The following is a 21011-nucleotide window of genomic DNA, read 5'->3' on the forward strand; positions in this document are numbered from 1 at the left end:
CACTGTTACTTCCCTTTTGCTTCGGTCTCCCTACACCGAACACCCGACATTCCAGATCAATTAATCTGCACAAGGGATCCTTTTAGTATCGCCACGGCGCTAGTGCTTACTTCTGCACCTGCACTGCCTTCTGCCTTAAACTGGGCATTGGCTTTTACATTGACATTGGTACCCTCCAAGTTGAGATCACCAGTGGCCTTAATGTTAAAGTCCTTGGCTGCTTCCATGGTAATACCACTGCTGTCCATCACGGCGGTATTGCCGTTTTGGTCTTCGATCGTAATGCTCCCGGCGTCATCATCCACTAAAATTTTATTTCCACCAGGGGTCTCGAGCAGCACACTGGACTTTTCATCATTGAAAATAAACTTGATGCCTGAGCGGGTGTGAATGCCCTTTTCATGGTTATCATCGGCACCAGGAATGGGGCTCAGTTTGGCACTGCTGTGAAGCATTCCTAAAATCACCGCTTCATTGGGGTCTTCATTGATAAATCCTACGACCACTTCATCATCAAGCTCAGGCCTAAAGGTCACGCCTCGCTCCTCACCAGCATCCAAACACGCCTGACGGCACCAGATGCCTTCCTCTTCATTATTGATAATGGGGATCTTTACCTTGATGCGATCTTCCCCGTCTGGGTCTTCTTCCAGCTTGGTAACGATCCCTACCTGCAAACCACTGATGGCAGCTGTAAGGCCCGATGCTGGAGGCGTGTGAATGTTTGACTCGGATTCAGCAAACCAGGTGGGATCAAATCCAAACTGAGCGTCTACCGTCCAGTTACCTTCGGAAATTTGGTGGCAGATGCCCGAGACAAATACTTTGCCGTTAAACCGATCACCCACGCCTTCCAGTAGTAGGTTTGCCCCAGGTTTCACCTCGGGGATGCCCTGAAATTTAATCCTTCCACGGGTTTTGGCCATTTGCTGGAACTTCCATTTGGCATCCGCCCAATCTTGTAAAAGCGTGTCTTTTTTGTTTCCGCCGTGGCGAAGTATTACCTCACTTTCATCCAAAAGTCCACTTAGATCGCCGGCAGGTACATTACCATTCGTCGACAGTGCCGGATCATTCCCTTCGATGTCCCACAGGGTTTGATCCGCCATATTCCATGCTTTGGCCAATACCTTTGGCACTTGTGTCCGAGCATCCATTTCCGCGTCAAACTCCAACACGGTAGCACCAAAAGTTACTGTCTCCACTTCGGCTGCTGCTAGATCGGGCAATTGGAATGTCAATTTGCCGTCATCCACCACCGCTATCAGACCGTTTGCCTGTGCCCTCAACATCATAAAATCCCAATCGGTCACATCATATTGGACGACTTCTGCATGGGTGGTATTGGTGGTAGCGATATCCGTTTCCAAGTTATGGGCACTTGCCAATTCTTCTAAAATATCCCCATCCGACATTTCATAGAAGTATTTGCTCTTTCTCCTCAAGGTCATTTTGACGGCTTTATCTTTGGCTTCCACCAGGAGAAGAGACTGGTTGTTTCTGATTTTCAGGTTATGCTTGACAATAATACCTTTGAAAATGGTCGATTCATCCGAATGGTAGCCAGCAGTGATTTCTAGTTCTTTGCCCGGTATAAAATGCTCTGCATTGCTGACTTTAAAGTCCCTTTCAGCCGCATCACCGTCAAGGATCGCGAGTTTCGCCACAGGAATCCTGTTCACTTCTTTGGACACAAAAATGCTTTTCACCTGGTAGGTACCGGGAATTTCTTCCCCGTCTATCAGAATTTTGTGCGTCACACGGTCCACACTTTGACTGGTCGAGATGGTACCACTATTGTTCATTGTTTCTGCTTTTGTAGTGGTGGAAATCTAAGTTCTGTACCTGTTTTTAAGTTTCTGAAATTGGTCAGCCCATTCGCCTTTGCCACTTCCAGGTAGTATTTGCTATCACCATATATCCTGTAGGTCATGAGCGGCAAGGTGTCTCCATCCTTGACCATTCTATAATGGGTCAAATCCGGAGATTGATTGTTTTCCTGTGCCGTTCGCAATTCCTCTTCTACAAACTCACCTACCTTGGCCGTAATCATGGCCCGGATAGGTGTACCATCGGGTCTAAAAAGTTTGTACTCAATGTCCATTTCCTTGAGGTAACCTTTAAACAGAAGGCTCCCCCAAGTGATCATCAGGTAATTGGGTTTGTGCTTTTCACCGTTGTATTCGTAGACAATCTTTTTGAAATGTGCCACATCGTCAATGACGCCGTTCTCAGTTGCCTCGTATCCGGCGATAACCCCCGTACGGTCAAAAAGGAAGTCTAGCTCCAGGGTCTGCGGAAGGATTTTATTGAAGCGAATGGGAGCAGAACTGGTGCCTGCTGCTTGATCCTCGTTCTGTTCCACCCGGTACTGAAATTTGTATTTTTCGGGATTGAGCAGCGTCGTGAACTCTCCATTATCGACTTCATCCGTGAACTTGGAATCCTTGTAAGCGACAATTCTCAATTTTTCCAGTTTTCCTTCACTCATGGTTTACCTTTCCTTTTTGCTTTCCAACACTTCCATCACCTGTTCTACACATTGCGATATGATCGCTTGCTGTCCTGCTGTCGACGAGGAGCTACCAGTAGAAGATTTTCCTTCGTCCACGGTGATTTTGATGTGCAATTCTTTTATTTCAATGGGCATCAGGTAATGGATTTGAAATAGTTATAAGATAATTCTACTGATTCTATGGCCATCTTACTTTCTTGGGCATTGAAATCCTCTACACTCCATTTGACAGGATAAGCATGGACCACATTCCAAGTCATCAACGGTTCATGTTCTTCATTAAGCAGCTTTACCGTGAGGTCAATGGGCTTGAATTCAAAATTCTCTATGGCATCACGACACCATGAAATCACATTGGAATCCACCAATACCCCGCGCTTTAAAACCAGGTTAGGATACTTTGTTTTCACAGGAAATTTGTGCTTAAAACGATTCTCGCCACCTTCAGCTATTTCTTCTGTCTCAATATCTACCGACAACCCCGATACCGATTGAAATTCATGGTCTTGGGTCTTGGAGTCTATACCGGTAAACTCTACCAGAAAATGGAAGCTTAATGGTGGATAGTACGTAGCCATGGGGATTATTCATTTTGGATGGTCAGTCCCTCATGCGCCAGCTCCATGGATTCAATAGCCACTTCATTTCCGTCTCCCTTCAAATCGGTAGACTGCACTTTGAGTGGCCAGGCATTTTTTATTTTCCAGGTGACTACAGGCTCATGCTCTTCATTGAGCAGGCTGATGGTAAGGTCTCTCCTGTCTACTTTATTGAGGTTGATGGTGTTATACCAATCGTAAAATTCATTATCACTTTTGAAAGTGCCCCGTTTTAAGGTAATGTTGGAAAACTTTTGCATTCCAGGCATTTTGATTTTACTATATTCAGGACTGGCACCATGTCTATATTCGATGATTTCGGTTTCGACATCCAATCCAGATACTTCCGTAAATCCGATTTTTGTTCCTCCCCATTCTACTGAAAAATGGAACTTTGATAATGGATAGCTCATGATTGTTCTGTTTTAGTTACTTGGTTATGATGTTATTAGCTAAGGGATTCCATCCACTGTGGACCATTCATGGCGTATGGGCCCATGACGTCCAGCACTGGTCTTTATCCCTTAGGATTCCTGCATTTTGTGAGAAAACTTAAGAATGATAAATTCCGCTGGTCTTACCACGGCAAGGCCAATTTCCACATTCATCCGGCCCTCCAAGATGTCAAGGCTGGTCATGGTTTGTCCTAATCCGACCCGCACATAGAATGCATGTTCAGGCTTGGCTCCGGCCAAGGCTCCGGCTCTCCATTGAAGGGTTAGGAAGTTTTCGATCATGGCCCGTACCCTTACCCAGGTATTGCCGTCATTGGGTTCGAAGACAAACTGCTCCGTGGCTTTTTTGATGGATTCTTCGGCCATATTAAAAAAGCGTCTCACGGAAATATACCGCCATTCATTATCATTGCCCGCAAGGGTCCTGGCGCCCCAAACGAGCGTTCCTTTGCCCACAAAAGTCCGAATGGCGTTGATGGATTTGCCGGTGCCATGAATGTTCATGGATTCTTGGTCCTCGTGAGAAATGGGTACGGTGGGTTTGGAGACGTAATTCAGTCCGATATTCGCTGGGGATTTCCATACCCCACGGTCATTGTCCACCCTGGCATATGCTCCCGCCATGGCAGCACTTGGCGGCAATATGACCCTATGGGCATTGATTTCGGCCAATATGGTATTGAACGTAGCATTATCGAGCGGCTCTATGTCACTTAACAACCTGCCATTAAGCCTTCCATTATTGACATCAATAGGTTCTGCAGCATCGACAGCTGTAATGATCGCTGCCAAATTGGTTTCAATATTGGCGAAAAGATCAAGTGTAATGGAGGCCGTCGTTCCTGCAGCTACATCATAAGTCAATAGTTTTTCCAGTTCATCCGAGAAATTTAGGGTATTGGCTGTCAGGATATTTTCTACTTTGGTGTTGGTATCGGCCTGTTTTATCTTGATGAGGAGTTCCTGAAGATTATCGGTGGTCGATTCGATTTTATCATCTCCTTCAAAATCAACATTAAACGTGGTCAAGGCATCGGCGATTGCCGTCTTAATGGTGTTATCTTCTTCTGCTGATGCAATAGCGGCATTGGCGTCTTTGTTGATCTGCGATTTGGCTTCCACCAGCTCATTCAAAGAAACGAGCAAGCTTTCCACCAGGGCAGCAAAATCATTGACTTTAACTGAATTGGTGGCGAAGGTTCCCCCTATCCCAAACCCATCTGTTCCATCATGCATAAAGGCCACCGTATCTAGTATTTTTCCAGCGATATTTGCTCCAGAAATATCCCTAAGTGCGGTGATGGTGGCCGGTAGCGCAGTAGGCCCATTTACAGCATTCAAATTTTCCATTGCCGTAGCGATGGCATTTGGGTTATAAGAAATATGGTCGATGACAATCTCATCCGTACGATATTGGTAATTTATAATGGTCTGAATAAAGGGGTAGTAAGCCGCTCCATACTTCAGGTAATCCTTGGTGAGATTGATCCCGTTCCTTAAGGCCGGAATGGGCTCCACATCCTCGGTACCATTGTTATAGGTTTGGTCACTAAAAGTGTCCAGGATAGTAAACCTGTCCTGAAGGTCATTACATTGCATTAATGCGTTGTTATAGAGCGCATAAAAATCATCATCACTCGCCAAGTTGGTTGCATCAGGAAACAGTAACAAGGTAGGTTCATCTTCCTTCCTGACGGCGGAAAGCCCTGCATTCAGTTCATTGAAAGCAATGGTTGGGGGTGTACTTTCATCACTCCACTCATCATAGGTCCCCACGGATACAATGTAGCATGGCCCTCCTCCGTTCGCAAAATACATCTGGAGAGAATAGTACATGAGATAGGGAGATTTTATAGTGGGTTCCGGAACATTTATGGTCCTTGTTTCTTCACCATTTACCAGAGAGTCGGTTAGTTTGACCGAAATGCCTTGTTCATTTTGGCCCATGCCAAAATAAATGGTGTACTCCAATAGCGATGATATGCGTTTGGGCTTTAAGGTGAGGTCATTTGACTCCACCTGTGGCTTGGTCTTGGCGAATTCCGTATACCCTATAAAGGCCGGAATCGCAGTTTCTACTTGTGCTACAGAAGGGGGGAATTTCGTAATTTCCTCTATGTAAACACCTGGTGTTTTATATGATGTTGCCATGATAAAAAAGGGTTAAATGAAAATTTCTGAATACGATTTATTTGCTATGAATTTTATTTGTGTGGGATTTGGATTTGGAAACTTATAGTTATCCAGACCAGGAGGAGGAGATTTAAAATCTGATGGCTTGTCCAATGGAATGTATCCATACCTGGTCAATGGCCATTCCTGTTTGGTTTCTGTTTCAAAACCTTCCCGTTTATGGATATATTTCCATATGGTCTTTTGATTATCAAACTGAATCTTGAAGTGGGGAATATTGCTCTTTATTCTTCCATCATTATTGATGAGGCTTTTATTGGAATTGTCTCCCTGCATAAACAGGTGCAGGATCCCATCCGTTTGGGATGCTTCTTCTTTGCCCAGTAGCTGCAAGAGTTCGGTTTTATTATCTCCTCCAAAAAGGAACTTGTCCGTGACGGTTGCTTGCTGATTAAATGAATGGATGGTCCTGAAATCGTGTGCGGCTGGAAGTACTGGGGTTTTATTGGAGAAATAAAGGAGCTCCCCTTCCCTTTCCAGCTGGGTATAATTATCAAAAAAAGGATCTTTAAAGCGAAGTTTAAATACCAAATCCTGATCACTTGAGAGCGAAATATAGGGAACTCTCTCATCGCCAGAAGTCACTTTTAAAGCAATCAAAAGCTGGTCTGGAAATGGTTTAACTACCATCAGTTGCCCCTGAAGCATCGCTTTGGTTTTTGCAGAAGGTACGATCTCCATAAAATCCTGCCATTGATATTTTTTTAATTGGCGTTGCTGTGCTTCGTCATTCATACTTATAAACTGGTCTGTTCCATCATTCAAAAAGTAATTATGGTAAATGCTTAGCCTAAAAATTGGCCTGTAAATAGAAGTAACTTTCATGGTCATTGCTGATGGTAGTTTCTACTTATTTCTGTAATGACACCTTGCTGTGAAAGCGTCATATCTCTGTCAATTTGAACAAGGTTCAACCTGTAAAATACTGAAGGCAACTGCCTGCCGCCAAGGGTACCCCATATATAGTTCAACTCCTCAAAAGTCGGGGTAAACAGTTCCATGGTAAATCGAAAATCCCTGATGCCGCTCATTTCATCCAATTCCCGATCAAAAGCGGTATTGGATTGTGTAAAGACTTTTTTATGCTGAAAAAATTCTAAGATTCTGGATAGATCACTCAGAGATTTTTTATAAACCGACCGATTGGCACAAAAAATCAAAAAGAGATTCAGGTTGAGCTTTGGATTTTTATAGTTGACCATCTCTTCTTGAATCTGATGGTTGGGGAAATTTTTCATGGTAATTTCCTCCCTTAAGTTAATCATGGATAAGATTAACTTGTTTTTAAGGGACTCAGCCACGTCTTGTTGGGAATCAATCATGGAGACGTTCTCCAAAATGACTTCGGAATCATCCATTTCCAGTTCACTGAAATACTGGTTTATTTCACCAGCTACTATTTTTAGTACTTCAAAAATCATATGGTAAAAGCGTAAATTGAAAACAATCTCAAACTACCCATTACGTCTAGAGGAGTAGTCAGAAAAGTCAAACGTTAAATATTCCGATATCCTGATTGATGAAAGGTCCGAGTTAAAAATAAACCGTTCAAAAATAGCTCAGTATCGTGCCTCGTTGCGATCAAATTTTTGCTAAAGAGAAGGCTTTGCTTCCTCTCCCAGGTGTGTGTATTCGATATGATGAAATTAATGAGTTTTACCTATATATCAAACTTAATTATTGTAAAAATATAATTATCAAAAATTTAATATTGTATAATTAAATATTAAACACTTTATATTCTAACTGAAAGCTAAAAAATTCTAATTGCTATTATCATTTAGCCTAATTCAACAGGTATGATTATAGCCAGAAAAAAAACTCAAAAATTTTACCTATTAATAAAAAAATCACCAAATCATCGGTGATAGAATCCTGTTTATAAATAAAAATCCTACATTAATTTATAATGTAGGATCATTTATTTCATCGCATTTTAGCGAAAATGCCTAGTCAGTTACATTACGCCTTGTTCTGAATTTTCCAGATTGTTGTCCATTTTCTTTGCTGGAGGAAGCTGGTTTTTTTGCATTTGGTTTAGGTGAATCCTTGCTGGTTTGGGTTGCCTTGTTTTGCACGTTCTTTCTCGGATTTCTGGGCTTTTGTTTTTTCTGGGTTCCCTTTTTAAAATTACCCTTTGATGGTGCATTCCCTTTTCTAGCGTTTGGTTCTCGATATTCCGGTCCTGTACCCAATTCCTCCGGTAAATCCACACGGGGAATTTCCAGCCCAATAAGATTTTGTGTTTTATGAAGTTTGAACAGGTCCTTTTCATTCACAAATGTGATGGCCTCCCCTTTTTTGTCAGCCCTGGCGGTTCTGCCCACACGGTGGACGTAGTCTTCAGGATCGCTGGGCGTGTCGTAATTAATCACTAACTCTATGCCTTCCACATCGATTCCTCTGGAGATAATATCCGTTCCAATGAGTATTTTGAGTGTTTTGTTTTTAAAGTTGGACATGATCGTCTCCCGTTCCTCTTGGCTAAGGTCAGAATGAAATGCCTCTACTTTGAATTTCTTTTTTAAGGTTTTGAAAATACTCTTCACTTTATCTTTGGTGGAAGCAAAGACAATGACCGCTTCATAGTTTTTCTGTGTCAGAATATGCTCCAAAAGACTTTCCTTTTGGCTGTCATGAGCCATGTAAATCCTTTGGGTTACCCCTTCAGCCGTCTTACTGATGGCGATATTGATTTCATGGGGGTCGGTCACAATTTTTTTGCTGAATTGACGGATCTTTGGTGGCATGGTGGCAGAAAACAATACTGTTTGCCGGTTTTTGGGGAGATAGTTGATGATTTTTAAGATATCATCTGAAAATCCCATATCTAGCATTCTATCCGCTTCATCCAATACCAAATGCTCCAAGGTATCCAGTTTTATCTTTCCCCCTGCCAGCAACGCAATAAGCCTGCCGGGTGTGGCCACGACGATTTCGGTACCGTGCTCCAATGCCTTTTTTTGTTGCTCCCAAACCAACCCGTCTCCACCGCCATAAATCGCTATAGAGCTGACACCCACAAAATAGGCAAGCCCTTGAATTTGCTGGTCGATTTGGATCGCCAATTCCCGAGTCGGGGCAATAATGAGTGTATTGAACTGATTGTCTCCCTTTTCTGCGATCTTATGCAAAATGGGCAGGATAAATGCAGCGGTCTTTCCCGTACCCGTCTGAGCACAGGCTATTAAGTCCTTTCCTTTAAGTATTTCTGGAATCGCCTCTTGTTGGATGGGGGTGGGCTTATTAAATCCCATTGCATCCAATCCCTCCTGAAGGGATTCATTGAAATTAAAAGTTTCGAAATTATTTGATGTCATAAATGTTCTTGGATTTTTGGCGGTCCTTGATGCTTTGGGCTAAAGTAAGTGATGCCGTAACGAGCATTTCGGTGTACGAGTGGACCTTAATTATAGCTGTTGGGTAATTTAACTTGTAATATTGCTATCACAACTGCAACAAAGATATCTATTTTTCGATCTTATAAACCATAAATTACATTATCAATTGACATTCCTCAAAAATTAAGCATAAAATTTTTTAACCACCTTACTTGTTTCATCCTTTTTTGTGCTGTCCAAAGAGGTCCTCATTGAAATAACTTTTCCAAGATTTTATAAGTGATCAAGTACGTAGGCCTAACCCCTTCGATGCCTAAACTGCCCGATGCTAAGGTACTACCCGTCATCAGTGGATTATCAGATGCGTAATAGGCATAGAGTACTTTGACATTTTTCCGAATGCTACGTCGTATTTTACTTGCCGCTTGAAGGGCTTTTTGATAGTGGGCACCTTCCATCTCCAGTCCGATCGCCTTCCAGGAAGACTCCAAGAAATAATTCAGCACATCTTTATTTTGAAGGGATGTGCCCAAGACGGTAATCATCGGCCCCTCGTAAACTCCTAAACCATACCCTTCAAAATCAGCTGCTTTCAATTGGTTTTTAAACGGGTAATTATCCGCGGTTCCCTCAAAGACATGGCTATTCGGAATCATCAAGTCGCCTTTGTTCCCTTGAAGAATCCCTGCTTTGCCCATAATGGATGCAGAAACGACGTCTAGCGGAATGGATTGTTTGCCAGTTTCAAATGGCTTAAGCAATTCATCAAAACACTCGTAGGCCTGTTCTCCAAAGGCATAATCCATCACCACAATCACCGGCTTTTTGGAAGCTTCTGTTGGTAGCGCCACTTCGGGAATTAAAGTTGATGAAGTCATCTTGGCCGTGTCGATGATCTGGGCACCGATATTGGTCCCGGATAGATCAGGTACTTCGATATATCCATGCTTGCGGGCATAGGAGATGATTTGTTCAGCTTTGTTGTTTTTCTTGTTGAGACTTATCTCCTGTACCACTTTTTCAAGGGCGTCAAAATCCTTTAATCCCAGTGCTTGGTGGCCATAAATGGTATTCAGGACACTGTGCAAATTGGCGCTGATAATGTGTATGGGCCGATGCAACAAGTTGTTTTCATCGAGGATGGCTTTGATATTATGAGCCCACATTTCTCCATAAAAATGATGGCCAATGCGCTCTCGTAAGGTGGCCGAAAAGCTTATTTCCCGGTCAATATTGTGCATGGATTCGTCCATGGATAATTTACCCAAATGATAAACGATCGAAAATAGGCTATTGGAATTATTGCTGGCTTCAAATTTCCGAATGGCTTGCTGGGCTTCATCAAACGTCCTACCGGTAAGGTGGCTGAGATAAGAGCACGCAGCTTCCTTATCAAACGGCTCACTGTTTTCCTCCTTTTTAACGATATTTTCCAATCTCCTCCAATTGAGATGGATGCGACCTTTGCTGTCTGTACTGTTATAGCGGATTTTTTCGGCCTCAATGTATAAAAAGGTCAGGTGGGTAAGAATATCATATACATCACTTTTTCCCCTCGTCATCTCCACGAACATCTGTTCCTTGTCCACGCGATAACAATTTCTTCTACGCTTTGAGGGGATTAAAATCTCAAAATCGGCATGTTCATAGCCTTCACGGCTGATCAGCCGAACATACCGGCATTCTTCTATGCCACGAGGAAGCCGCTCCATGACGTATAACAAACCATCCATCTCCACTTTCTCGGATTCTGTGATCAACCCATAAATTTCTGGACGCAAGACCAGCAAAGCACTGATCAAGGACTCCCCAGAAACTCCTAGTGGCTTGTAGTTTCCTCGCATGAAAAGATGGCGCATGGTGATGTATAAACGCTCAATGGCTGCCCTGGACTCTTGCGCTCTGGTTCTCATAAAGTTATCTATTAAAAAGGTGTAATATCAGCTTCACTATATCTTATTTCCCCTAAATCAGTTTGGTATGTTGGCCAAATACTTTTTTTAACTTCTCCAGCTTTGGCTTGATCATGAGTTGACAATAGGCTTGGTTAGGATGATTTTCATAATAGTTTACATGGTAATGCTCGGCAGGATAAAAGTTACTGAATTCGGTGATTTCAGTAACGATAGGCTTATCGTACACGCCGGCCTTTTCTATGAGTTGCTTAAACTCTTCCGCTAAATTCCGCTGTTCTTCAGAGTGATAAAAAATGGCTGATCGATATTGAGGACCAATATCATTTCCCTGTTGATTGACTGTAGTGGGATCATGTGTAGCCCAAAAAACCTCTAATAAATCCTGAAAAGATATGATATGCGGATCATAAAAAAACTGAATTACTTCAGCATGTCCTGTCGTGCCCCTGGAGATGGCCTCGTAGGACGGCTCCTCTACAAAACCACCGGCGTATCCGGGCATGATACCTTCCACTCCACGTAAATTTTGGTATACCGCCTCGATACACCAGAAACATCCCGAACCAAAGGTGGCTACTTGCTTTCCTTCAGGAATAGCTTTTAGGGGTGTTTTAGGAAGTGTTGTCATATGCTTATTCGTTTGTTATTATTTTATCACTTATTACGCATTAGGTCTCCTGTAAGTTTTCATCCTCGTAGCTTGATCTCCCCATTTTCCATAAGGCTAATTTTACCTTCTTCCTCCAATGCCCGCGCAGTTTGTCGGATTTCTTCCCTAAAATGAACCCAATCTTCTGGATAGATCCACTGGATTACTTCTTCGCACGAAAATCCTTGCGATCCTTTTTGCCTACCCATTTCCAAAATAGCTATTTCCAAGATATTATCCATTGTTTCGTACATTTAAAATAGTCTCATCTGTCCATTCGCATTAAAGTGGGAAAAATCCAAGGCAGGCATGGTTCTGCCGGCAAGGTACTTCCCTTTTGCACTGGAAAAAATTTGCCCAATCATGCTGGCCAACGGTCCGTCACCCTTGATTCTTCTTCCCCATGTCGTATCGTTTACCTTGCCACCATGGACTTGTTCGATTTGGTGAAGGACCTTATCGGCTCGGTCGGGATATACCTCTCTGATCCAAGCTTTAAACACATCCTTAACCTGTCCATTCAGTCTTACCACGGTATAGCCGGCTGCCAAAGCTCCTGCTTCAGCACTTTTCCGTATGATCTCTGGGATATCTTGATTGTTTAGCGCCGGAATGATAGGCGCCACCATCACGCCACAGGGAATCCCCAATTCGCTAAACCGACGGATCAGGGCAAATTTCTTCTGGGCAGTCGCTGTCCGCGGCTCAAGACTTGCCTTTAACCTTGGGCTCAAGTGATTAACCGAAAAATACACATGCACTAGATTTTTCTTGGCCAATGCACTTAAAACTCCTTCATCTCGCTGTATCAAACTGTTTTTGGTGATCACACTGACTGGGTGGCCTACGGCAAGGCATAATTCCAGCACCTTTCTGGTCAATTCATAGCGCTTTTCAGCAGGCTGATAACAGTCGGTATTACCCGAAAGCATGATGGTCTGTGGCCGGTAGTTTTTGGCTTCAAACTGTTTTCGTAATACCAGATCGATATCGTGCTTGACGACGATATTGGTTTCAAAACCCAACCCCGCGTCAAATCCCCAATACTGGTGTGAATTTCGCGCATAACAGTAAATGCACCCGTGCTCACAACCTTGATAGGGATTTACAGAATAATTTAGCGGCAAATCAGGACTGTTGTTTGTACTTAATCCATTCTTGGCATGTTCCCTGTAAAATTTGGTAACCGGCCTTACCGTATGCTTTTCTGCATCAAGCCCTTCCACGTGCTCGACCACCTCTTTCCGCTTTAGGTACGGATTTTCGGGTGTGATTTTGGATCCCCTGCCTTTAAATATATCATCACTCATCAAAATGAAGTTAACACTTCTATTTCATGGCAGAAAATATATGTCATGAATTGTCCCAGAAACAATTCATACTCCTCGATAGAAGCGGCTAGTTGCAGATCATGATAAAAGCCGGCGGGAAATTCCTAAGTGTAAATGCCGTCTGAATGCACTGAAAATAATTGGCAAACTGGAATTTTAACAGGTAACTATAACAGATTTGGATGAAATAACCACTTTCTTTCAAATTGGAGCGGCTCTTTTTGTAAATCTCCATCCGGGCTTCCTTTGGAATCAAACTAAAAGGTAAGGAAGAAAGGATCAGATCGGCACCCGTCCCATGCAAGTATTCGTCCATGTTTCCTGCAGAGTCACAGATGATATTTACATTTTTTTGGGGAAATTGTCGTCGAAGGTTTTTACAAAATGCTTCACTGATTTCAAACACAAAAAGTGTAGCGTCCTCATCCATTCGTTCGATGATTCCTCTCGTAATGCTCCCATCTCCTCCCCCAAGCTCCACGATTACTTTGGCTCCTTTAAAATTCGCAAAGGAGAGCATTTTATTTACCAAGTACCTGGAACTAAAAGTTACTGCTCCAGTAGTTTTTATATTGGAAAATAGTTCTTTTATTAAGGAACTTTTATTCATTTTATAAATTTCGAATTTATTGATCAATATAGTTATTTTGCGCTAAATTTTCGTGGTTGTTCTGAGATAACCGTCTTAAACCCTAGTCTACTGATAAAGAATGAGTCAAAAAACTGCTATTCAATCCACTTTTGTTTCCAAAATTACAAGCAATCTGATTAAATTCTGGCAAATAGGGGTGATTTTCCTGTTTTTGCAAATTACAATAAGTTTTTGCGAAGTATTTCTGGTCGGAAAAGCACATGACATCAGCCTACTCACCCATCCGATAATATTGATTTCCAACGTCCTACAAACCCTAAAATGGACATTGTACACCTTAGGATTATTTTTTATTGTTCAAGTGTTTTTGGGAATGGTTTTCCCGAAGCTTTCCTATGTTCTGTTAAAAATTGTCTTTAGCGTTTTAATCCTACTGGCCATTGGCCTGGTCTTCTACTTTTCCGAAACATTGGTTCCCTTGGGTGCAGATGTTTACACGTATTCCTATGATGATATAAAAGAAACCGTCATGGCTGCGGGCATGTTCAACTTATACACCATCATTGGGTTAATCGTGGCTTTGGCCGTTATTTATGGGGTGTTTAGTTTAGGGAAATTTATAAGCATAAAAGAAAAAAACGCCATTATCATTCCTTGCGTCGCTTTCGCTATTTTGGTGGTGCTAATGATCGTGCCCCTTAACACCTCAAAAGGACTAACGGGGCTTTCCCAGTTTCTGGCCGAAAACAAGTCCTATTTTCTTTACCAAGAATCCTATGACTATTTTGCCACTTCCGAAAACATATACTTTGATTTTTATCTTGCCACTACCAACAATGACAGTCACCTTTTCCAAAAAGAATATGTAGATACGCAATACCCTTTTTTACATAAGAACAATTATCCTGATGTCCTGGGAGACTTTTTCGAACCATTTGATGGTGCACCGAATTTAGTTTTTGTGATCGTTGAGGGGCTTGGAAAAGCTTATTCTGGCCCCGATGCTTATTTGGGAAGCTGGACACCGTTTTTGGATTCCCTTGGAAAGCAGAGCCTATATTGGAAAAACAGCCTCTCCAGCACCGGCCGTACTTTTGGTGTATTGCCCGGATTATTTGGCGGGTTACCTTTTGGTGAACATGGGTTTATGGAGGCAAACCCTTACCCAAAACATCGCACCATGCTTTCAGTACTGAAGGACAATGATTATCAAATCAATTACTTCATTGGCTCTGATAAGCACTTTGACAATGCTGATGTGTTCATGAACTATCAAGGAGTAGACCTGATTGTAGATATAGATGATTTTGATAAAGACTTCAAAAAGTCACCCGCGGAAGCCAACGGTTTTTCCTGGGGATACGCAGACAAAGAGAATTTTCAAAATGGATTGCGTAAAATTCCTGCCACCGAAAAACCTCAAGTAAACATTTTCCAAACCATGTCTTCGCATTCTCCCTTTGTCATTCCCGAACAAGATTACTATAACCAAAAAGTAACGGAATTTCTGGAGAGCAAAGAATATGGCCATCCGACCATCAAGCTTCGCAACTACCAGAAGGAACTTGCCAGTATCCTGTATGTGGATGATGCCATCAAGGACTTTTTCAACGCTTTCAAAAAGCGGGAGGATTTTGACAATACGATCTTTATCATTACGGGAGATCATCGCTTACCAGAAATCCCTATGTCAACGCTGATAGATCGGTTTCATGTCCCACTTATGATCTATTCTCCAAAACTCAAAAAGGCAAAAAACATGGCCGCTTTAACCACTCATTTTGAAGTTCCCACCAGCTTGGTGGCCTTTTTGGAAAAGCAATATGGATTGGAAACACCTAAAGATGTCGCCTGGAGAGGATATGTTTTGGATACGGCGCAGTCATTCCAATCGAACATCAAGCATGCTCTAATGCGTAACAAATACCAGTTTAGAGACTATTTTAATGGGGAATATTTCATTTCTGATGATGCTGCCTATATCATTTCTGACAATCTGAATATAGACCCCATAAATGATCCTTCGGTACTAAAAAGGCTGGAATCTGAATTTCAGCAGTACAAAAACGAGGATAGCTATGTCATGAAAAACAACGCCATTATTCCTTAACAAGAACAAATTCACACTTAGTGATTTGTCAGGGCTGTTTTCATCAGTGGAAGGTAATAATTCCAAAAGAAAGAGGTTCTATTGGAATAGTCATCTTTTTCATTCACCAGCTTCGAAAGTGTGGGCACTCCATAGAATGTTGCCGTTTCCATGTTAACTGGATTGTCTGAAAAATCACCGGTAAAATAATACACGTGAGCATCACCTACTTTTCTGGTGATGGACGCTGGGAAATATCTTGGCAAGCCTAGGGATTTCAGCTTTTCCAGTCCTCTGGCAGTGGGACTAAGGTCAAAGTAGCTGATCACCTCATAGGAACGGTCTATCCGTAAAACCTCAAACCAATAGGGATAATTGGTCTCCTTCGGAACACCGTACGTGTTTTGACTGGCCAAGGGGGACACGACCATGGGAACTTTTACCGCCATGTCCACTCCTACCTTGAAGACTTCTATCTGACCAAATTCACTGACAAAAATCTGCCCCGCACCCTGAAAATCCCAGCCTTCATCATGCTGATCATTATAATTGTCAATCAGCCATTTCGGTATTTCTTCATTGATGACCGTATCCATTTCATCAAAATACCGGCTGATCCACCCAGACCACTTTAGGTCCATGAGGTCTTCAAATTCACTTCTCAGGTGTTTGGAAGTAGGAGCTCCCATACTATTAAACTCCGCAAAAACGAGCTTTCCAGATGCGATGGAATGGCTCAAAACATCAATATCTCTTTGGGCTAAGCCACCATAGATTTTAGGAGATATGCTTAAATTCCCTTTGGATACATCCTTTTCATACACTCCATAGCTATCGGCTAAATAAACGATATCGGTTGCGTGATTAATGGAGTCGATTTGATGATCGGTCAAATTTTCAAGCCCCCTTATTTTTCCTTTTCTTCGCCCTTCAGGAAAATACCCAAAATAGTCTTCTTTATAATTGTAGGAGTCGCCATTAGATTGATGGAACCTTAGGTGTTTTAAGACCCAGAAAATCGAGCGATGCTCCAGTCTTTCCTCATCAGCAGCGGTCTTATCAATTACCAAAACGTTTTTTTCAGTACTTGGGTGAGCATACCAAATTAAAAAAGTGATGCCCGGAAAAAACACCAGTGGTACCATAAAGATCAGTAATGACCTTATTATGGTCAGTAGATTATCCTTACTAAACTGATAAACTCCTTTAAGATCTGCCATTAAAATCTAAATTCAGTACCAACAGAGATGTTTAGATTGGGACGGTAATTTCCTGGACTAAGTTCATCGTAAGAATAGCCAAGGAAGGCATAGCCCATCCACCTGGGGGTCCATAATTGTTGATAGCCTACTCTGCCCCTATAGGAGTCCAAAAGCTGGGATTGGAGATCCCTGTCCTCTTCATCTGGGCTCACCCCTGTACTAAACTGCACCATAAGGTAATCCTCTGCTCCCTTAAAATAGTACCTGGCTTGGATATTTCCACTGATTGAGCCACCTGAGCTGGAAGGGACATGATTTGCCCTCAAATTAAGCCACCAGTTACCCGTGTATTTCCCTACCGAAGCCGTCAGGATATGGGTGATTTCAGAAAATTTCAAATGCCTGTAGCCAATGTCAAACTCAAAAGCCTTCGGCAAACTCCAATAAATAGATGTCCCAAATCGATAATCGGGAAAGAAAGAGGCATTGCTGAAACCCACATTCACATAGGCATAAGAGTTTTTTCCTAAACTAGGATACGCATCAATTTCATACTGGGTGCCATTCGAATCAAAGCGGTGTGAATGGGTGGCCCTGGCAATCACACTTCCCATAAATCCCAACCGCGTCCTTGCATAAAGTGCATAGGTCTGCCATGGGGAAATTTCTCCCTGAAAGCTGTCATAATCCACGGTCATTCCCACGGCACTGTTTCTCGTATACCGTTTTAAATTGCTGATATAGGATAACAGTCCATCAATATCCGCTTTTTTGGCATACAGGTCCTCGGCGATATCCAGCGCTTCTTCATATTCCTCCCTGTAATAATACAGCCGTGACTTTCGATAGGTCAAAGCTGAAGAGGTATTCGGGCCAAATTCTTTTTCTGCTCTTTCTAAGACGGATTCCGCTTTGTCATATTGCTCGCCCCAAAAAAGATTATCCAAATACCCATTGTAGGCATCTTCATAATCTGGACTTTGTTCTATGGCCTTTTCGAAATAAACGGAAGCCGAGTCATACCTTCCCTCCCAAGCATTTACCCTGCCCAATAGGATCCAAACATCACTGTATCCTGGATACTTCTCCACTATCTGTAACCCTAATTCAATGGCTTCATCCCTTTGGCCATTAAGGGCCAAATCCCTCGCTTCCAGAAATTTTTTATCTGGATTAAAAGATGTCTGCGCGTCGACATGATGAGTCACTAAAACCATGAAAATCACTATGAATAACTTGCTATATTTCATACCCTAATTTTGCCTTGATTCTTTTGTATTTTTAAAACCAGCTCGGACCATTTCACCCCAGCCACCAATGCCTTTAATGAAATTCCAGTGCCCTTTTAAGCACCAAAACATTAGTTTAGGATGGACGAAAAATGGTTCTTTGAGGACCGTTACAATCAGCTTTCGCAATTCCCCTTTACGCCCATACTTCTTGAAAAAAAGCTCTTCAAACAAAATACTGAAAGATGATAGCATTACAGAAAAGAAGTAAATCAGCACAAAGAGGCTAATGAAATAAACTGCGCTGAATTCCCCCAAAAAGATGAGTATAAAGGTGTAAATGACTCCTAGAAACTCAATTATAGGAGCATTTTTTTCAAATATGGTCCAAAAGGGAAAACTCACCATCCCGGTAAACCCATAATTCCAATTGAATTGCATTTTCCTATGAAGTTGGAGGGTTTCGATCGTTCCCCTCATCCACCTATTTCGTTGTTTGGATAAGACTTCCTCGGTCTCAGGCACTTCCGTCCAGCATAGCGGATCGGATATGAATGCTACTTTATAGGGCAATTTTTGCTCTTCCATGTATCTCCGCATCCGCACGACCAATTCCATGTCTTCACCGACCGTAGGCGGAAAATACCCCCCTACTTTTTTAACCAGTTCCTTGTCAAAAAAGCCAAATGCCCCTGAAATCAGCAAAAGTCCATTTACACGAGACCAGGCCATTCGTCCCAAAAGGAAACTCCTGAAATACTCAATCACCTGAAACCTGCCTAGCAAGGTTCTAGGAACGCGGTATTTTACCACCGTTCCATCTTTGATATCACAATTATTGGCTATTCCGATTCCTCCGCCCACCGCAATGACCTTCTTATGGGTTTCTTCCAAAAATGGCCTAAGCATCCTAATGATCGAATCAGGAGCTAGTATGCAGTCTACGTCAATACAGGCGATTAGCTCTTGGTTAGCGACATTGATTCCTGCATTTAAAGCATCGGCCTTGCCTCCATTTACTTTATCAATTACGATCAATTTACTGAAAGAAGGGTTCTCCGATTTATAAACGGCTTTTATGGGCTGTGTATCGATGGTCTTTTCAAAGGCAAAGTCTGTCTTCTTTAAATCGAAATTTTCGACCAATACTTCAATGGAGTTGTCTTTACTTCCATCGTTGATGATGATTACTTCATATTTGCTGAAATGAAGTGAAAGCAAGCTTCTGACATTCTGAACCAGGCTCTTTCCTTCATTATATGCCGGAGCCAATATGGACACGCCAGGAGCCATTGGAGTCGTGATGACATCTTTATAATCCACAAATTTGTTTTTCTTAAACTGTTCGCGCAATTCCAGCCCGGACAAAGTCGTAATGGTCATATAGATGACGATGACGGCAAATCCGTACAACAAAAAGAAAATGCCAAACAAGTCGATCAGTATATCAAACAATAAACTATACATGTTCTAATAAGCCATCATTAAGGTGTAATTTAATGGATTCCAACTGGGGTCGCTGAAAATGCCTAACTGCCCAATTCATCATTTCCCGATCCAGATAGGATAAACTCTTCAGCATCACCTTTTCCAAGACAAAAGGATGTGCTACATTTAGCTTTTCTATGATCAAGGCTACTGAAATCTCATTTCCAATGACTCCCATCAGCTCTGCTGAAAGGGTGGCCAATTTTAGGTCATCGCTCTGAAAGCTCTTATGGACCAATTCAATTCGTGTGTGTGCGGCCAGCGCTTTAAATGTCCTTAAAATTTCATATTGCTCCTCATTGGAGGCATGGGAAAACATTTCCGATAATTCCTCGATAATATCCATCCTGCCGAGCAAACGTACCAACTTAATTCCAAAGATCCGGACACTTTCATTATCAGCTTTCAACAAGCTATTGATATCAATTTTTCCTTTTGAGGGCGTGTTTTTGATCACGCGATATAGCCACATTTGTTGCCACCTTGATAGCGGATAGGACTGCTTACTCAAAAAGCTAAGGTCCTTGTCGGGTGAAAGATGAAGAAAAGCCCTCACAGCATTGGACCTTACCACAAAGTTTTTGGAGTGCAATAGCTTATCCAAATAAGGAGCTGCCCTATCTATGTTCATTTCATAGACTTCCACTGTACCGGTAGCTTGCATTTCCCAATTTCGGCTTCTTAACTTTTTGATGGAATAATCGTCTAACCTCAATGTAGTAAAAATCATTCTCAACTTATCCTTAAAGTCGCCTTTGAGGTTTTTGTTAAGGTTGATGATTTCATTAATTAGGGTGTTTTTAAATGCCGATTTCTTGAAATCTTTGGTATTAAACAGGGCCGCTAATTCATCAAAACTGAGGGCTTTTACTTCCTCGAGACTGTATGTGAACAAAAAGGTAGAAAGGGGCTCCCTACAGATCTCAATGTACTGTTCAGTAAGGCGTTCCCGACGTGCATTTCGTGACTTAATATAAAAGATAAAAAACAACAGGAACAAAAACGTAATCATAAATAGCGTCAGGATACCAATTAAAATAACAAACTTGATATCCGTCAATATTCTACTCCTAAACCGATAAAAAGGCTTAAATCCCAGTTGATTAGCGGCAATAAACAACTGCTCTGACCCGTCCGAGGCATTTGGAGATTCATCGGCAATGTACAGATCGTTATCTTGTATGATGCCAATATAACTCATTACACTCTTAAAGTCCTTCTCCTCATCCGAAATATAATAATGCATCTGAACAGGAAGTACTCCCCCAGTATGTAGAGAATCTTCAAACGCCATCGCATCATTGAAATTAGAAAATTCCCTGGACAAAACCTTTGCACGGCCTTTGTCTGCTCGGTAACTTACTCTAAAGCTCATCAACTCCACTTTTCCAATTTTTTCCAAAAAGGTAATA

General features: G+C 42.1%; 19 protein-coding genes. 1 reads left to right on the top strand and 18 read right to left on the bottom strand.

The features are described 5' to 3' along the window. Nucleotides 1–56: 56 nt before the first annotated feature. From vgrG to ECHVI_RS17545, 14 genes are all read right to left on the bottom strand, one after another. Entirely contained in the window at nt 57–1805 is a 1749-nt protein-coding gene (gene vgrG, locus ECHVI_RS17485) for a type VI secretion system tip protein VgrG (RefSeq protein WP_015267353.1), read from the bottom strand. Beyond that, nucleotides 1802–2491: a CIS tube protein gene (locus ECHVI_RS17490; protein WP_015267354.1), complete on the bottom strand. Its 690-nt coding sequence runs from the start codon at nt 2489–2491 to the stop codon at nt 1802–1804. Before ECHVI_RS17490 ends, vgrG begins: the two co-directional genes overlap by 4 nt. Before the next feature lie 3 nt (nt 2492–2494). Beyond that, nucleotides 2495–2650: a DUF5908 family protein gene (locus ECHVI_RS23885; protein WP_015267355.1), complete on the bottom strand. Its 156-nt coding sequence runs from the start codon at nt 2648–2650 to the stop codon at nt 2495–2497. After that, nucleotides 2650–3093, bottom strand: a complete 444-nt coding sequence (locus ECHVI_RS17495) for a phage tail protein (protein ID WP_015267356.1) — start codon at nt 3091–3093, stop codon at nt 2650–2652. The genes ECHVI_RS23885 and ECHVI_RS17495 overlap by 1 nt, the downstream gene beginning before the upstream one ends. Nucleotides 3094–3098: 5 nt before the next feature. Further along, nucleotides 3099–3527 (bottom strand): phage tail protein, encoded by a 429-nt coding sequence (locus tag ECHVI_RS17500; RefSeq protein WP_015267357.1) that lies wholly within the window; start codon nt 3525–3527, stop codon nt 3099–3101. Nucleotides 3528–3638: 111 nt separating this feature from the next. Beyond that, nucleotides 3639–5720, bottom strand: coding sequence for a phage tail sheath family protein (locus ECHVI_RS17505; protein ID WP_015267358.1), 2082 nt, complete (start codon nt 5718–5720; stop codon nt 3639–3641). Nucleotides 5721–5732: 12 nt separating this feature from the next. Further along, the gene (locus tag ECHVI_RS17510; protein WP_015267359.1) at nt 5733–6593 is read right to left on the bottom strand and encodes a hypothetical protein; all 861 of its coding nucleotides are present in this window, start codon (nt 6591–6593) and stop codon (nt 5733–5735) included. Continuing rightward, nucleotides 6590–7183: a Pvc16 family protein gene (locus tag ECHVI_RS17515; protein WP_015267360.1), complete on the bottom strand. Its 594-nt coding sequence runs from the start codon at nt 7181–7183 to the stop codon at nt 6590–6592. Before ECHVI_RS17515 ends, ECHVI_RS17510 begins: the two co-directional genes overlap by 4 nt. A 528-nt stretch (nt 7184–7711) precedes the next feature. Then, nucleotides 7712–9082 (bottom strand): DEAD/DEAH box helicase, encoded by a 1371-nt coding sequence (locus ECHVI_RS17520; protein ID WP_015267361.1) that lies wholly within the window; start codon nt 9080–9082, stop codon nt 7712–7714. 269 nt (nt 9083–9351) lie between these two features. After that, the gene (locus tag ECHVI_RS17525; protein ID WP_015267362.1) at nt 9352–11016 is read right to left on the bottom strand and encodes a DUF6909 family protein; all 1665 of its coding nucleotides are present in this window, start codon (nt 11014–11016) and stop codon (nt 9352–9354) included. 52 nt (nt 11017–11068) lie between these two features. Beyond that, nucleotides 11069–11647: a peptide-methionine (S)-S-oxide reductase MsrA gene (msrA, locus tag ECHVI_RS17530; protein WP_015267363.1), complete on the bottom strand. Its 579-nt coding sequence runs from the start codon at nt 11645–11647 to the stop codon at nt 11069–11071. A gap of 59 nt (nt 11648–11706) precedes the next feature. After that, nucleotides 11707–11910 carry a hypothetical protein gene (locus ECHVI_RS17535; RefSeq protein ID WP_015267364.1) on the bottom strand — a complete coding sequence of 68 codons (204 nt, stop codon included), beginning with the start codon at nt 11908–11910 and terminating at the stop codon, nt 11707–11709. Between the two features lie 12 nt (nt 11911–11922). Beyond that, nucleotides 11923–12978 (bottom strand): PA0069 family radical SAM protein, encoded by a 1056-nt coding sequence (locus tag ECHVI_RS17540; RefSeq protein ID WP_015267365.1) that lies wholly within the window; start codon nt 12976–12978, stop codon nt 11923–11925. 88 nt (nt 12979–13066) lie between these two features. After that, nucleotides 13067–13609 carry a class I SAM-dependent methyltransferase gene (locus tag ECHVI_RS17545; protein WP_015267366.1) on the bottom strand — a complete coding sequence of 181 codons (543 nt, stop codon included), beginning with the start codon at nt 13607–13609 and terminating at the stop codon, nt 13067–13069. A 355-nt stretch (nt 13610–13964) separates the two neighbouring features. Here ECHVI_RS17545 and ECHVI_RS17550 point away from each other — a divergent pair, with 355 nt between their 5' ends. Then, nucleotides 13965–15701 (top strand): LTA synthase family protein, encoded by a 1737-nt coding sequence (locus ECHVI_RS17550; RefSeq protein WP_169316423.1) that lies wholly within the window; start codon nt 13965–13967, stop codon nt 15699–15701. A 17-nt stretch (nt 15702–15718) separates the two neighbouring features. Here ECHVI_RS17550 and ECHVI_RS17555 read toward each other — a convergent pair whose 3' ends face one another. The 4 genes from ECHVI_RS17555 to ECHVI_RS17570 are packed head-to-tail and all read right to left on the bottom strand — an operon-like array spanning nt 15719 to nt 20974. Then, nucleotides 15719–16900, bottom strand: coding sequence for a hypothetical protein (locus ECHVI_RS17555; RefSeq protein ID WP_015267368.1), 1182 nt, complete (start codon nt 16898–16900; stop codon nt 15719–15721). Next, complete coding sequence (locus ECHVI_RS17560; RefSeq protein WP_015267369.1) at nt 16900–18132, bottom strand: YaiO family outer membrane beta-barrel protein; 1233 nt, start codon at nt 18130–18132, stop codon at nt 16900–16902. The genes ECHVI_RS17555 and ECHVI_RS17560 overlap by 1 nt, the downstream gene beginning before the upstream one ends. A 3-nt stretch (nt 18133–18135) precedes the next feature. After that, nucleotides 18136–19578 (bottom strand): glycosyltransferase family 2 protein, encoded by a 1443-nt coding sequence (locus ECHVI_RS17565; RefSeq protein WP_015267370.1) that lies wholly within the window; start codon nt 19576–19578, stop codon nt 18136–18138. Then, entirely contained in the window at nt 19571–20974 is a 1404-nt protein-coding gene (locus ECHVI_RS17570) for a hypothetical protein (RefSeq protein WP_157501497.1), read from the bottom strand. Before ECHVI_RS17570 ends, ECHVI_RS17565 begins: the two co-directional genes overlap by 8 nt. Nucleotides 20975–21011: the final 37 nt, after the last annotated feature.

Source organism: Echinicola vietnamensis DSM 17526 (genome assembly GCF_000325705.1).
In the GTDB taxonomy this organism is placed as follows: Bacteria; Bacteroidota; Bacteroidia; order Cytophagales; family Cyclobacteriaceae; genus Echinicola; species Echinicola vietnamensis.